Origin of the sequence: Acinetobacter sp. ANC 4470, from assembly GCF_002135335.1 — a bacterium.
Lineage (GTDB): Bacteria > Pseudomonadota > Gammaproteobacteria > Pseudomonadales > Moraxellaceae > Acinetobacter.
The window spans coordinates 154493-170240 of the sequence record NZ_NEGC01000002.1 but is presented as its reverse complement, the minus strand read 5'-3'; the positions used below and the strand labels follow the sequence as shown (position 1 = coordinate 170240).

Genomic DNA, 15748 nt, shown 5'->3' with positions numbered 1-15748 from the left:
TACAGGATTGAGTTATTAATGAAACTCATCCAAAAAATCAAATTGTATAACACATTAGCGTGTTGGCTTTTTCTCTACTTGTTGTGCTTTCAATTGTTGTTGCAATTGGGCAAGACGAGTATTCAATAATTGAATTCTGTGATCCTTGTGACGCAATGCCAATTCTAACTGTGTTACGTTTCTCTGTAATTTAACGGTTTTTTCACGAGATGTCATAACTTTTAATGATAACTCGTTTGAAGTTTGATTTTTTTCTGTGTTCTTCTTAGCAGAACCACTGGCTGAATCTTGTTCTTTCTCTGCAACTAAACTCATTTCTGCTTGGTTTAAGCGATATTTAGCTTTACCTGATTGTTTAGAAGATGTTTTTACTACATTTGAGACACTGACTTTTGGCTCTTCTTTTTGATGATTTGCTGTATTTAGGTTTAATGCAAAGCCACGACGTAAACGATTGCTATCCCCTTGAATAAAAGCATGTTGATTATTCGCTTTGATTTGCTTCATCACCTCGTCAATCGGGCGATTTTGCTCAATGGCTATACGTGAAGCGATTGCCCATAGAGATTCATTAGATTGCACCACATGCTTTGTAGTTTGAGCTGTCGTAGCTGTGGCATTTTGATGTGGCGCAGGTTTTTGTGCAGTGGGAGATGATTCAGGTTTTACTTTGGTTGCAGCTTGTTCCGCAGGGTTATTTACTTTTTTAGGCTCAGCGCCTTTTTGAGTAGAGGATTCCGCATATTTTTTGGCTAATGGGTCTGCGGAAAGTGTTGCATTAGGTGCGTTTAGCTCATTTTTTATCGTACTTTGAGCTACTGTTGTAATGGCTTCCGTTGCAAGCGTCGTCATTGATGAAATAGCCATCGGTGCAGAACGAGCCGCATTGAGGCTAGGCGGAGCTGCATTGTGTACCATTAATGGTGCTTCGAATGATTGTTGTGCTGTTGGTGATAATTTTTTAATTTGATATTGCGTGCTTTCAGGTAATTGCAAAGCAATTTCTTTTTCACTCACAATGCTGATTGGCGTTAAAAGTTTTTCATTAGTTTGAGGTCGTGCTTGAGTATTGACCGTGCTACGTTGTAGCGGCATTTTTATATGTTGTAATCGCGTCGCATTGCCTTCTTTAATTTTAATAATAATATTAAGTTCAGCTTCGGTAAGTGGGCGTGAAGAGGTAATGGTAATGACGCCATTGCCCGAGCCATCACGACGGGTAAAGAAATTAAGATGTCCAGGAGGCTGATGCGTTACGCCCAAAGAAAGAAGTTCTTCTGCTGTCGCTAAGCTGGCTTGTATTTGTGCATTAGGATCAGCTTGGCGAAAATTCATTTCCGCATAGAGCAATTCACCTGGCGTAGATTGAATTTGAATAGGATCAATCGTAATCGCATGAATATTCTGCGAAGCAATAATGGCTAAAATGGCGATCTTTAATTTGTTATATGCGGTCATCTTAATCTTTAGCTCGGTTTTGTATCGCATTGCGAAAGTTGTAGATTAACGAGATGTTGACGAGTTGTAAAATATTAACATAAAGGATACATAAAAAAAGCCGATCACAATAGATCGGCTTTTAATTTTTTGATTTTTAGCAATTAAGTACTTTTATACTCAATTAAGATGCGCAGCATACGACGTAAAGGTTCCGCAGCACCCCAAAGCAATTGATCGCCAACAGTGAACGCACCAAGGTATTCTTTACCCATGTTGAGTTTACGTAAACGACCGACTGGAACCGTTAAAGTGCCAGTTACCGCGACTGGTGTAAGGTCAGTCATCGATGCTTCACGGGTATTGGGAACCACTTTTGCCCATGGGTTGGATTGACGAATCATATCTTCGATTTCATCCAACGGCACATCTTTCTTTAACTTCAATGTTAAAGCTTGCGAGTGACAACGCATGGCACCAATACGAACACAGTGACCATCAATTGGTACGATGATTTGTTGATTACCTAAAATTTTGTTGGTTTCAACTTGTGCTTTCCATTCTTCTTTCGACTGACCATTGTCTAACTGTTTGTCGATATAAGGAATGAGAGAGCCTGCTAAAGGTACGCCAAAGTTTGCAGATGGGAAGCCTTCACCACGTTGCAAGTCTTCAATTTTAGAATCGATATCTAAGATTGGTGAACGTGGATCATCTAACAAATCTTTGGTGTTGTTATATAAATAGCCCATACCTGAAATCAGTTCACGCATGTTTTGTGCACCAGCACCCGATGCTGCTTGATAGGTCATGGCAGTCATCCACTCGACCAAATTGTTTTGGTAAAGCGCACCCATGCTCATCAACATCAATGAAACAGTACAGTTGCCACCGACAAATGTTTTAGTGCCTTTGACTAAACCATCTTTAATGACATGCATGTTCACTGGGTCAAGCACAATGATTGCTTCATCGTCCATACGCAGTGTAGACGCAGCATCAATCCAGTAACCATTCCAGTTTTCCGCTTTTAATTTCGGGAAAACCTCAGAGGTATAATCACCACCTTGGCAGGTAATAATGACATCCATTTGCTTCAGACTATCAATGTCTGTTGCATCCATAAGTGCTGGGGCAGTCTTCCCACCAAATGCAGGGGCTTCGCCACCAGCATTACTGGTAGAGAAATAGAATGGCTCAAAGTGAGCAAAATCATTCTCTTCAACCATACGTTGCATCAGGACAGAACCAACCATCCCGCGCCAACCGACCAGACCTACTTTCATGTCACTTCGCCTCGGTGCGTTAAAAAATAAAAGGGGATTCGAGTGTATCAAAAGAGCGTACAACTGCAAGCGCTACACAATGAAAACAGCAATATTGTTGTTTAATATATCTTGTTTATGTTACATGCAAAACTGATATAAATTTATGAATCATGAAAAAATTAAGAATATAAGAGAAGCGCATCATGGTCTGGGTAGAAATATTAGCAGTTGTGGTGATTTGGTTGAGTTTTTGGTCGCTCATTCCACGAGATGAATGGTGGTTTCGTGGTGCAGATTTTCCACGCTTGCAAATTTTGGTTTTGGGATTGATTGCTTTTGTCCTGTTGCTGGTTTGGGATCAGCCGTGGGATATATGGCGTAAACTGATCGTGATCACTTTGATTGCGGCGCTTGCTTATCAACTGAAAATGGTGCTGCCTTATACTTTTATGTGGAAAAAGCAGGTTAAACAGGTTTCTCAGCATCAGCTGAATCCAAAGCAGCAAATTTCTTTGATTATTTCTAATGTATTAACCTCAAATCATCAATACCATTTGTTGATTGAGCAGATTCAACAACATCAACCAGATTTAGTTCTTACTTTAGAATCGGATCAAATTTGGCAAAATGCATTGTCAGTGATTGAACAAGATTATCCATATCGTGTGCCTGTGCCATTGGATAATTTGTATGGTATGCATTTGTATAGTCGTCTTGAATTAAAAGACACTGAAGTGAAGTTTATCTTAAGTAATGAAATACCGTCTATTCATGCCACGGTGATTTTGCGTTCAGGGCAACCAGTACAACTCTATTGTTTGCATCCGAAACCCCCTAGTCCAACTGAAGCTAAATATTCAACACTACGTGATGCAGAATTGCTCATTGTCGGTGATCAAATTAAAGATTTGGATCAAAGCTGTATTGTAATGGGGGATTTGAATGACGTGGCATGGTCACGTACAACACGACTTTTTCAGCGCATTAGTGGCTTACTCGATCCGCGTGTGGGGCGGCATTATGTCAATACTTTCCATGCCAATTATCCTTTATTGCGTTGGTCATTAGACCATGTATTTCATAGTACTGATTTCGCTTTAATCAAGATGCAGCGCTTGCCGTATATTGGTTCAGATCATTTTCCTATGTATGTAGTCTTGCAGACTGGAAGGGCATTTGAGCAAGTACAAGAAGAGCCAGAACAAACGGACGCAGATGAAAAAGAGGCGCAAGAAGCGATTCAAGAAGGGATTGAAAAAGCAGAAAAAGAAGAAAAAATAGTCACAGATAAAATTGCACAGGATTATAAAAATGGAACTAAAATGCCTTAAATGACAATCGAAGATTATGGGAAAAGTGTACGAAATGGCTTACATTGATTTAGGTCTATGGCGAATAGCCCCTTTTCAAAATTTTACTTAAGATGCACACATCAGCCAAGGAGTTGGGAACGGAACATCCCATTATGGAAGACGATGCTGGTGGATAGTCATCATGGATATGATGTAGCAATGGATAGCCACAAGATAATAAAAACAAAATTTGAAAGCACAACCTTATTGACCCGAGTTTTGCAGGATGCAGGACTCGGGTTATGCTTTTATGGCAGAGGCTAAAAATAAAAACCAACGATGTGCTGATCAAAATTTCAATCATTTAAAATTTATATGGTTCATTTTACTGATTTAGCCCGTGCTACTTTGCAGAGCTATACAGGATTATTGCTATTCTTTATGGTTATTTTTTTCCATCACTGTCGGTTGAAATTATGTTGTTATTTTGTGAATAGTACAGTTTAGAATTTGGAAAAGGTGAGGGTTGATGATTTGGAAACGATCTAAAAATAATTTGATGAATAAGGCAATTTAAAAAAATGATGAAGCGAATAGCTAACTCACATAAATCAAAAAAGGTTCAATATTCGATTTTTTAAAATCAGCACTGCCTCATTTGATGGATTCAATTTTTATGCCTTTGCGTAGGCATTACCTCTACTTTTGAAAGGTCAAAATGAGGAGCTTAAAATATATTTTGAGTCCGCAAGAAAAACCTTTTATTTCCCATACACGACATCCTGAGCCAGTTTTAAGGCACTGCTTTAAAACGCAGCGCAAGGATGGGAAACGTGTGGCATCCATGCCACACTCATGAATCCAATACTGCCTAAAGTTGGTTTTTTAATTTTGATTAAAAAATGACTTGTCAAAGGCGTCTAATGATTAGCTCTCATTTTAAAAGTTAGTGCAAGTTGTGGCAGCGCAGCATTGATAAAATATTGAGTGTTTCGCAACCCGTCTACTTCTATAGATGACAGAAAGATAAAAGTAGACGAGTTTGAATAAACTTAATCTAGATTTAAAACATGTTTATATAAATCAATTGTTCGATCACACATTTCTTTTAAACTAAACATTGTGACGGGTTCAACACTTTGAGGTTCATCTATATGCTGCTGAACGGCATGTAATAATGCAGCTTGATCACCCACATCGATTAAACCTTGTGGGTAAAGATGAGATAAAATTTCCGCCACACCACCACGATTCCAACCAATCACGGGTGTTCCCACCGATAAAGCTTCTAAAGCGGTACGTCCAAAAGTTTCTGCTTGATTGGATAAAGACAGCACCACATCGCTAAACGCCAGCCATTCACGAATATCTGAACGATGACCAACAAAAGTAATTTTATCTCTTAAGTTTTTAGATTGAATATTGCTTTCCAGTTCTTCTAAATAGGCTTGTTTTTTAGCATCTGCGCCGCCGACCACGACCGCATGTAAATTTGGATACTGATTTTGCAATTGTTGCATGAGTTCAATTAAAGTTTCATGTCCTTTTAAACGCGTGATACGTCCAGGCAGACAAACTAAAAACTTATTTTCCAGTTGCGGAAAATCTTTAAAGCTTTGATTGATCCAGAGTGCAGAAGGTTGGTAACCGTGAGGAAATTCTTGCGGTGAAATTCCACGATAAATTCGGACAATATTTTCAGGTGGGCAGTTTTTATAATGCTCGGTAATATATTTCACCACGCTATCAGACACGGCAATGACTTTTTCTGCTTGCGTCATAATGGCACTATAACGATTGGTCGAATAAAAACCATGCACAGTCGAGATCAGATGTGGACGTTGCTGTACAGGAATGCCTTTGAGGGCAAAATGCGTTAACCAAGCAGGGACACGTGAACGAACATGAACAATATCGGGTTGATGTTGCTGAATGAGTTTGCGTAATGGTCGTATTTGCCAAAGGCTAGATAAGGATTTTTTATGAATAGCTAAGGTGAGGTGTTGTGATCCTTCAGCTTCAAGTTGAGCGACCAGTCGTCCACCATTTGAAACGACGATAGACTCATGACCTTCTGCAATCAGTGCACGTGCAATTTCTAATGTGCCACGTTCAACGCCACCACTGTTTAATTCAGGAAGAAGTTGCATAATTTTCATTGGTATTCTCTTCAACTTTTTTAAAGGTGGTTTTTTAATTAGTAAATTTTGTCGTAACCTTCAGGGCGAGTTTTAAAACGACGGTGGAACCACATATATTGAGTGGGTGCGATGCGCAGCTGATTTTCAATAATTTTATTCACAAGCGTGGCATCTTCAAGTTCATTGTCACTGGGTATGCTATCGACCATAGGTTCAAGCAGTACATGGTAACGAGGGTCTTTAATGTCACCATCGCGATAGAAATACAAAGGTACTGCGACTGCATTTGATATTTTAAGTAAACGACGATGTGCAGTAACTGTAGCAGCAGGTACACCAAAAAAGGGTGCCATGATGCCTTGTTTTAAACCATAATCTTGGTCTGGACTATACCAAATGGCATGACCATTTTTAAGCTTTCGGATTAAGTGCCGCATATCATCATGATCAATTTGAGTATCATAAATAGTGGCGCGGCAGCGGTAAATGAGCATGTCAAGCAGAGGGTTGTTCTGCGGACGATACACCACACCAAGCTCAAAGTATTGTGAGCACAGATAGCCGCCTGCATCTAATAATGTGGAATGTGTACCCAGTAGTAATACGCCTTTGCCATCAGCTTGTGCATGATGCAGATGTTCTAAACCTTCAATACTGACCCGATCTTTAAACCACTTTGGGCAGTACCATGCATTTAAGGTTTCAAAAATTCCTAACATTTGATCAACAAAGACTTTTTTAGCATTGTCCTGAAGTTGTTCAGCTGTCCATTCAGGAAAACAAACTTCTAAATTTCGAAGCGTAGTATGACGACGTGATTTAAGTTTATTGAATGCAAAGTTGCCTAAAAAAGAGGCTAAACGATGCTGAATCGCCCACGGTAAAATTGCCAAAATCATGAGGGAAATAATACCCATCCAGATGCCCCAATATTGTGGCAACAGAAATGACCATTGAAATGTACCAGGTTGATAATCGGGCTTTTGACTCATAAGTGCGAAATCAAATACTGAAAAATAGCGCTCAGTTTAGCATGAAGCTGAATTGAAAGAGAAAGTTAAGCCGGTATGGCACTGGTAACGTTATCAGCGCACTTAACCTTTGACTAAACCATCATCCACAATTAAATTCTGCCCTGTCACTGCACGTGAATAAGGCGATAAGAACATCATGATGGTAGAGGCAAACTCTTCAGGCGTGGTCACACGACGCAGTGGCGTAGAGGCTGCAATGATCTCGAAAACAGCATCTGGTGTGGCTTTACTGGCATCTGTGGTTTGTAACAGACCACCAGACAGCATGTTTACATTAATGCCATACTGTCCCAAGTCTTGTGATGCGGTGCGAGTGAAAGCTAATAGGGCTGCTTTGGCAGCGGTATAGTCGTGATAAGGCACCACAGGGTTCTGTACGAGGTTTGTACCAATATTAATAATTCGCCCGAAATGTGCCTGTTTCATATCTGCAAGTGCTGCTTGTGTGGTGTTTAAAGCAGCCAGTACAGCACCGTTAAATTGGCGTGTCATGGTTTCTGCGGTTAAGTCTTCTACTTTAGGGCGAGCGTCGCCATTAAACTCAAAGCTAATCAGTGCATTATTCACAATCGAAGTAATGGCTGAACCGAAGTGTTTTTGAGTTTCAGAAAATAGATGCATGACTTGCACTTTATCGGTGACATCAGCTTGAAATGCAAAGACTTGATCTGGAAATTGCTGTGCCAATTGTTCAGCCTGTGCTTTGCTAGAAAGATAGTTCACTGCGACACGCGCGCCTTCCGCAATCAACATCTGGCTGATGGCTAAACCTAACCCGCGTGCACCACCAGTCACTAAAACAATTTGATCACGAATTTGCATAGCTCAGGTCTGCATTGAAATTTGTGTTGAACCTTAGCAAATTTTTTTCAAAAAGCCAAAGTAGAATTTCAAACTAAACATGATCAAGATTGAAGCAAGATAAAAATAGATGGACAAGATGGTAGATCGGCGAATTTAATCAAGCTCAGACCATAAAAATGCCGTATCTAAATACGGCATTTTTATTTTTAAAGTATTAAATTAACCTTTGGTAAGATTTTCTAACGCTTCCCAGCGTTCTAACTTTTCCAGCAATAGCTCATCAATTTCAGCTAAACGTGCAGAAATTTTTGCAGCAGTATCAGCATCAGATACGAACAATGAACCATCAGCAAGTTTTTCATTTAAGCTAGCTTGCTCTGTTTCTAAAGCTTCCATTTCAGCAGGCAATTGCTCTAAAGCACGCTGATCTTTATAGCTGAGCTTTGCTTTTTTTGGCACAGCTGCTTCTGCTTTAGCGAGTGCTTTTTTTACATCACTTTTTTGATCAACAGCAGTTTGATCAGGGCGTTGTTCTAGATAGTCCTGATAACCACCGATGTACTCATCAATATGACCTTTACCATCAAAGACCCAAGTCGATGTTACGACATTGTCCATGAATGCACGGTCATGCGAGATCAGAAGTAATGTGCCTTTATAACCACCAAGCATTTCTTCTAATAGCTCTAAAGTCACCATATCCAAGTCATTGGTTGGCTCATCCATGACGATTAAATTCGATGGCTTAAGCAGTAGTTTAGCCAAAAGAATACGGTTACGTTCACCACCAGACAAGGCTTTTACCGGGGTACGCGCGCGTTCAGGTGAGAACAAGAAATCTTGAAGATAACTGTAAATATGACGACGACCGCCATTTACATCAACAAAATCCGTACCTTCTGAAATGTTGTCTTTAACCGATTTTTCAAGATCCAGTGCATTACGCAGTTGGTCAAAATAAGCGACTTCAAGCTGTGTACCTGTTTTCACAGTACCGCCATGCTCAATCTCACCTAAAATGGCTTTAATCAATGTAGTTTTACCCACACCGTTGTCACCGACTAAACCAATACGGTCGCCACGTAAAACCAATGCAGAGAAGTCTTTGATAATTGGTTCTTGGTCGCCAAAAGCAACACTGAGATGTTCAATATCGAAGACCAATTTACCTGAACGATTGGCATCTTGAGTCGCCATGCTCACTTTACCTTGCTGTGAGCGACGTGCTTTTGATTCTTCACGTAAATCTTTCAGCGCACGAACACGACCTTCGTTACGGGTACGACGTGCTTTAATGCCTTGACGAATCCAAACTTCTTCTTCAGCTAAGCGCTTGTCAAACAAAGCATTTTGCTTTTCTTCAGCTTCCATCTGCATCGCTTTAAGCTCAAGATAACGTGTATAGTTACCTTCATAGCTGCGCAAAGTACCACGATCAAGTTCAACAATACGTGTGGCAATGCTATCGACAAATGAACGGTCATGCGAAATAAATAGCAGTGTTAAGTTGTTTTGGTCGAGCAGGAATTTCTCTAACCATTCAATACTTTCAACGTCCAAATGGTTGGTTGGTTCGTCGAGTAAAAGAACGTCAGGTTGCGTTAAAAGCGCACGTGCCAAAAGGACACGGCGTTTACGACCACCCGATAAATCGGCTAAATCAGCATCAGGGTCAAGACCCATTTTGCTTAAAATGGAATTCACTTTAGTTTCTAAAGCCCAACCATCAACTTGATCCAGTTTGTGCTGGAGTTCGCCCATGCGGTCACAGGCGTCCATATCGCCCAATACACACGCATCACTGGCTTCATGGTAAGCTCTGAGCACAGTCGCTGCTTCACCTGCACCATCTGCAACAATATCAGCAACTTTACCAGAGTCCATGGGTACATCTTGAGCCAACATGGAAATGGTGATGCCATTTTGAATAGCAACTTCACCACGATCTGGTAGTAAACTTCCCTCAATGAGTTTAAGTAAAGTAGACTTACCTTCACCGTTACGGCCAATCAAACAAACTCGTTCACCGCGTTCCAAATTAAAGTTCGCGCCGTCGAGCAGGGACGGTCCGCCAAACGCGAGTTGGACATCCCTTAACGTAATATAGGCCATACTGTTTCCTGAAATCCAAAATGAGGACTTAAAATGACTAAACAAAAAAATCTTAATGATCAGGCGTCATTTTCCGCACCCTTGGAAGATTTGCAAGTGCGAATTACATTTTTAGATGATTTAGTTGAACAATTGAATGAACAAGTCACGCGTCAAAATGCCGAAATAGCTGATTTAAAGAAACAAATGCAGTTTTTGTATCAACGAATTGAATGTGCAGATTTATCCGAAGGAATTTCAGCTTTTGATCCAATGGCTGACCGTCCCCCGCATTATTAATTGAATATTTAGCAATCTTATGCCGAATTGATTTGACCTTTTAAGCCAAGCTCGCTCTAATGCGGGCTCAAAGCTTGCTTACTTGTTTATTGAGATTATGTCCAACAAAGTCGTTCTTCTTGATCTTGAAAATAATATGCCAACGGCACAGCTGTTGCGCGATATGATTCAACACTATGCTGTGATTTACTTATTTAACTGCACAGGAAAATTTGAATATTCACTGGAAGATTTAACTGAGTTTTCAAGTTGGGTCAGCAGCGGTCAAGTGGTGATTTTAGAAACCGCAGAGGTCGATCAAAAAGAATTTGAATATGCTGTGGTGGTTGGACAGCTCATTGCCTTGTTAGAACCTGAAATTTGTATTGAAGTCATTTCTGCCATGCCAAGCAGTGAAATCTTAATTGATATGATGCAATCATCAGATATGAATTGTAGTCTTATTCACGTTCAGGCTGAGCAATCTTCTTTTAATTCAAAATATAACATTCCAACTGTCGAGACGATTCAGCAAAAACCGAATCTGCTGTTGGTTAAAAAATATTGCGATGCACTGGGGAAAATGAAAGGGAAACCCAATTCGATTGAGAAACTTAAAAACTCGATGAGTAATATTTTGCAAGTGGCAAGTGAACAAGTACAGCCGCTTATTGGTCTGTTGATTAATTTAAAAATTGTAAAACGCTATGATGAGCAAATTAGCTTCCGTAAAAAAGTGTTGAAACAATGGATGCAACTTGATTTAGATGCAGTGAATTCTGTAGAAAAAGTACCAAATACAACCGAAATCTTTGCGCAACGACAACTGGAAGCGTTGTCCGATGAAGGGCTGGAGCATTTCAATACAATTCATCATGCACAAAAAGATTTATTTAAAAACTTTTCGAAAATTGATCCCGTTCAGGTGGTTATTGCGCGTAAATTACGTGAATTAAAATCAGATAAGCCGAAAGATATTTATGCTTTACGTGATTTATTAGAACAAATTTTCCCAAAATCGGATGTTCGATTGTTGCTTAAAGAATTGATTGAAAAAGGATATATTTATTGGGATGGCACAGAAGTGCTGTATAGTCATGAAATGTTCTTGAATTAATTTCATCGCTGTAACTTGCGTTTTATATTCAGCTTATGCAACTCTAATAAAGGAATATAAAGGTTGTACTATGGAAAATACGGGTATTTGGGTTGTTGGCTTCATTATTCTTTTTGTTTTGGGCTCGATTTTGGGTCTTCGCGTTAGTCCGCGAGAAAAAGCATTGGGAATGATGCGTGACAAAGCACGCAAGATGGGCTTGCATCCACGTTTAGTTGCGGCTCCAGAGTGGACTAAAATTCCAATGGCGTCCTCAAGCCGTGCCAGTATGGTTGCGTATTACAGTGTTTTAATTCCTGATGCTCGCTTGCCTCTTATGCGTGCACGTGTTGAAGATCAGAAGCTAAAAGTTGTGCAGGGTGATGATAAGTTTAACGCTTTACCCATTGCATTAAAGGGCATTTATGCTATTGATATGCAGGCAAACTGTGTAGGACTCTATTGGGATGAAGAATCAGACCTTCGAGCAACACAGTTAGATGGCATTAAAACTTATTTACAGTCTTTGGCTGAACTTTAATTTATATACCTATTTAAACAGGAATGACGGTTGACTATGGCGAACGCTCCTCGGTCCACATCCAAAAGCACCACAGCAAAATCACCGAGTGCTGCGAAAAAACGTGCCTTAGTGATTGTGGAGTCGCCTGCAAAAGCGAAAACAATCAATAAATATCTCGGCCCAGATTACATTGTAAAATCATCAGTCGGGCATGTCCGTGACCTACCTACGGGTGGTTCTAAAAGTACAGAAAAAAAACCTGTATCACGCGCTAAACTTACCGACGAACAGAAAGCTGAAAAATCACAAATGGCTTTGGTCAATCGTATGGGTGTAGACCCTGAACACGATTGGAAAGCGCATTATGAAGTGCTTCCAGGTAAGGAGCATGTGGTTGCGGAACTGAAAAAACTGGCATCGCAAGTCGATGAAATCTATCTCGCAACGGATATGGACAGGGAAGGGGAAGCCATTGCTTGGCATTTAAAAGAAGTGATTGGTGGTGATGATTCACGTTATCAACGTGTGGTCTTCAACGAGATTACTAAAAATGCCATTCAAGAAGCCTTTAAACATCCTTCTCGCTTAGATATTGATAAAGTCAATGCACAGCAAGCACGTCGTTTCTTAGACCGTATTGTGGGCTTTATGATTTCGCCATTACTATGGGAAAAAATTGCCCGTGGTTTATCGGCAGGTCGTGTGCAGTCGGTTGCAGCTAAATTGGTGGTTGAGCGTGAACGTGAAATTCGTGCTTTTATTCCTGAAGAATACTGGCAAGTTTTTGCAGACACCAAATCATCGAGCGATGACATTCGTCTAGAAGCAGTGAAACAAGGCGGTAAAACCTTAAAACTGCAAAATAAAGCACAAACCGATGCTTTATTAAAAATTCTAAATGATGCGGAATATAAAGTTTCTGTTCGTGAAGATAAACCCACCAAGGTTAATCCAAGCGCGCCATATATCACTTCGACTTTGCAACAAGCGGCCAGTACGCGTTTAGGTTTTTCTGTAAAGAAAACCATGACTATGGCACAGCGTTTGTATGAAGCGGGTTTTATCACCTATATGCGTACTGACTCGACATTCTTAAGTGATGATGCAGTCAGCATGGTACGTGATCATATTGAATCTGAGTTTGGGGCAAAATATTTGCCAGCTAAACCGAATAAATATGGTAATAAAGCTGGTGCGCAAGAAGCCCATGAAGCGATTCGTCCATCCAATGTTGCATTAAAAGGCGATAGCTTGGCGGGTGTGGATCGTGATGCACAGCGTTTGTATGATCTCATTTGGCGGCAGTTTGTAGCATGTCAAATGACATCTGCGGAATATTTATCTTCTACGATTTTGGTCGATGCCAATGGGGTAGAACTTAAAGCCAAAGGTCGTACCTTGGTATTTGACGGTTTTACCAAAGTACGTGGCGCAAACAAAGCCGATGATGATGTGTTATTGCCTGCGGTTAAAGTTGGTGAAGTTCTTAAACTTGAGAAACTAGATCCATCTCAGCACTTCACTAAACCACCTGCACGTTTTACTGAAGCATCATTGGTCAAAGAGTTAGAGAAAAAAGGGATTGGTCGTCCATCAACGTATGCGGCAATTATCTCTACCATTCAAGATCGTGGTTATGTGAAATTGGATAACCGTCGTCTCTTTGCCGAGAAGATGGGCGAAATCGTGACCGATCGTCTGGATGAAAATTTCAATAATTTGATGAATTACGCATTTACCGCGGATCTTGAAGGTCAGCTGGATAAAGTTGCGGATGGTGAGCGTAACTGGAAAGAGTTACTGGATAATTTCTACGGTGACTTTAAAAAACGCTTAACCACTGCACAAGGTGAAAACGGTATGCGCCGTAATCAGCCTGTGGAAGTGGATGCGGTGCATTGTAAAGAATGCGACCGCCCGATGCAGATTCGTACGGGAACGACGGGTGTGTTCTTAGGTTGTTCAGGCTATAACTTGCCGCCTAAAGAACGTTGCAAAGGCACATTGAATTTGACTCCTGTTGAGTCGCTAGCGGTATTGTCGGATGATGATAGTGCAGAAACAGCAGATTTAATGTCGAAAAAACGCTGCCCAATTTGCGAAACGGCAATGGACAGTTATGTGATTGATGGTGGTCGTAAATTGCATGTCTGTGGTAATAACCCAGATTGTGAAGGTTTTGAACTTGAAGAAGGTGAGTTCAAAATTAAAGGTTACGATGGTCCAAGTATTCCGTGTGATAAATGTGACGGTGAAATGCAATTGAAGACCGGTCGTTTTGGGCCATACTTTGCTTGTACTAGCTGTGACAACACGCGTAAGGTTTTGAAAAGTGGTCAACCTGCACCGCCACGTGTCGATCCAATTAAAATGGAACACTTACGTTCAACCAAGCATGATGACTTCTTTGTACTTCGTGATGGCGCGGCAGGTTTGTTCTTGGCAGCAAGCAAATTCCCGAAAGTACGTGAAACACGTGCACCGAAAGTAGCAGAACTGCGCTCAGTGGCAGATCAGCTTGATCCGAAATATCAATTCATTTTACAAGCACCAGATGTTGACCCTGAAGGGAATCCAACCTTGGTAAAATTCAGCCGTAAAAACCAAGTGCAATATATTGGTTCTGAAAATGCTGAAGGTAAACAGACCAAGTGGAGTCTAGTTTATCAAGATGGGAAATGGGCTGAAGCTTAAATATTGAAAGATTTAAAAATGCTGACGAAAGTCGGCATTTTTTATGGCAAAATCATTTGAATATAAAAGCTTAAAAATATTATGAAATGGGGTGGTAGTGGAAGTTCAAACTAAAAAATTTGCTGTATTAATTGATGCAGATAATTCATCTATTAATGCGATTTCGTCAATATTAGAGGAAGTCGCAAAATATGGAATTGCTAGTGTCAAAAGGGTTTATGGGGATTGGAGTAGTGAAACACTGAAAAATTGGCGAGATGTTTTACTTCCTCATGCTATTACCCCTGTGCAGCAATTTGCTTATACCAAAGGCAAAGATGCCACAGATATGATCTTAATTATTGATGCTATGGATTTATTGTATGCAGGTGCTTTAGATGGCTTTTGTATTGTATCAAGCGATAGTGATTTTACCCCTTTAGCTTCAAGAATTCGTGAAAATGGTTTGATTGTTTATGGTTTTGGGTGAAAAACAACTCCAGAGCCATTTAAAAAAGCATGTGATAAGTTTATTTCAGTAGAAAATTTAACCTTTGATGAAAAGGAAGAAATTAAACAGAATTCAATACTTAAAAAAGATAGCAGCGTTAAAGAGCCAATAAAAAGTGAAACAATTGAAAAAGAAGTGGCTAAACAACAAATAGATAAAGCTACATTAAATCTGATCTATAAAGCTGTTAAAGATAATTCAGATGATAGCGGGTGGGCATATCTTGGTTTAGTAGGAACATATATAACCACAGTAAAACCTGATTTTGATACACGAAATTATGGTCATGATAAGTTATCAGGTTTGGTAAAAGCATTAGGCGTATTTGAAATTAAAATGCAGGGTAGCCAAATGTATTTAAGAAAAAGCAGTTTTAGTTCATTTATTCGACTTGTACAAAAAGCTATTTATCATTATTCGGAGCAAAATGATTGGGTGAATATTCAGGATGCAGTGGAGTATTTAAAGAAAACAGATTTAAACATTAGAAATTATGAAGAGGTTATTGAATCTATCCATTCTGGATGGCTTGAATTTAAGGCTATTGGTAAGAAGAAATTTATTAAAATAAATAAAGTTATGGTGTAGGGCATAAATTA

General features: G+C 39.9%; 11 protein-coding genes and 1 pseudogene. 6 read left to right on the top strand and 6 right to left on the bottom strand.

Annotated elements, in window-relative coordinates:
* Positions 1-54: 54 nt before the first annotated feature.
* Positions 55-1458 (bottom strand): FimV family protein, encoded by a 1404-nt coding sequence (locus B9T25_RS03950; protein ID WP_086187185.1) that lies wholly within the window; start codon positions 1456-1458, stop codon positions 55-57.
* Between the two features lie 143 nt (positions 1459-1601).
* Positions 1602-2723: an aspartate-semialdehyde dehydrogenase gene (asd, locus tag B9T25_RS03945; RefSeq protein ID WP_086187184.1), complete on the bottom strand. Its 1122-nt coding sequence runs from the start codon at positions 2721-2723 to the stop codon at positions 1602-1604.
* 185 nt (positions 2724-2908) lie between these two features.
* On the opposite strand from asd, the gene B9T25_RS03940 reads away from it, so the two are divergent.
* On the top strand, positions 2909-4036 hold the full coding sequence (locus tag B9T25_RS03940; RefSeq protein WP_086187183.1) for an endonuclease/exonuclease/phosphatase family protein: 1128 nt from the start codon (positions 2909-2911) through the stop codon (positions 4034-4036).
* Positions 4037-5049: 1013 nt separating this feature from the next.
* On the opposite strand, the gene B9T25_RS03935 is transcribed toward B9T25_RS03940, so the two are convergent.
* The 4 genes from B9T25_RS03935 to B9T25_RS03920 all read right to left on the bottom strand — a co-directional run bounded on the left by B9T25_RS03935 (position 5050) and on the right by B9T25_RS03920 (position 10088).
* Entirely contained in the window at positions 5050-6156 is a 1107-nt protein-coding gene (locus tag B9T25_RS03935; RefSeq protein WP_086187182.1) for a glycosyltransferase family 4 protein, read from the bottom strand.
* Between the two features lie 38 nt (positions 6157-6194).
* A complete protein-coding gene (locus B9T25_RS03930; RefSeq protein WP_086187181.1) occupies positions 6195-7130 on the bottom strand; it encodes a lauroyl acyltransferase in 936 nt (311 codons plus the stop codon).
* A 102-nt stretch (positions 7131-7232) separates the two neighbouring features.
* Positions 7233-7994 (bottom strand): 3-oxoacyl-ACP reductase, encoded by a 762-nt coding sequence (locus B9T25_RS03925; protein ID WP_086187180.1) that lies wholly within the window; start codon positions 7992-7994, stop codon positions 7233-7235.
* Positions 7995-8195: 201 nt separating this feature from the next.
* Complete coding sequence (locus B9T25_RS03920) at positions 8196-10088, bottom strand: ATP-binding cassette domain-containing protein (protein ID WP_086187179.1); 1893 nt, start codon at positions 10086-10088, stop codon at positions 8196-8198.
* A 33-nt stretch (positions 10089-10121) separates the two neighbouring features.
* Between B9T25_RS03920 and B9T25_RS03915 the strand changes: the two genes are divergently transcribed.
* The 5 genes and pseudogenes from B9T25_RS03915 to B9T25_RS03895 all read left to right on the top strand — a co-directional run bounded on the left by B9T25_RS03915 (position 10122) and on the right by B9T25_RS03895 (position 15737).
* Positions 10122-10367 (top strand): SlyX family protein, encoded by a 246-nt coding sequence (locus B9T25_RS03915; protein WP_086187178.1) that lies wholly within the window; start codon positions 10122-10124, stop codon positions 10365-10367.
* A 97-nt stretch (positions 10368-10464) separates the two neighbouring features.
* Complete coding sequence (locus B9T25_RS03910; RefSeq protein WP_086187177.1) at positions 10465-11463, top strand: hypothetical protein; 999 nt, start codon at positions 10465-10467, stop codon at positions 11461-11463.
* Between the two features lie 70 nt (positions 11464-11533).
* Positions 11534-11983, top strand: coding sequence for an ammonium transporter (locus tag B9T25_RS03905; RefSeq protein ID WP_086187176.1), 450 nt, complete (start codon positions 11534-11536; stop codon positions 11981-11983).
* A gap of 36 nt (positions 11984-12019) precedes the next feature.
* A complete protein-coding gene (topA, locus tag B9T25_RS03900; RefSeq protein ID WP_086187175.1) occupies positions 12020-14659 on the top strand; it encodes a type I DNA topoisomerase in 2640 nt (879 codons plus the stop codon).
* 97 nt (positions 14660-14756) lie between these two features.
* Positions 14757-15737: pseudogene (locus B9T25_RS03895) on the top strand (NYN domain-containing protein).
* Positions 15738-15748: the final 11 nt, after the last annotated feature.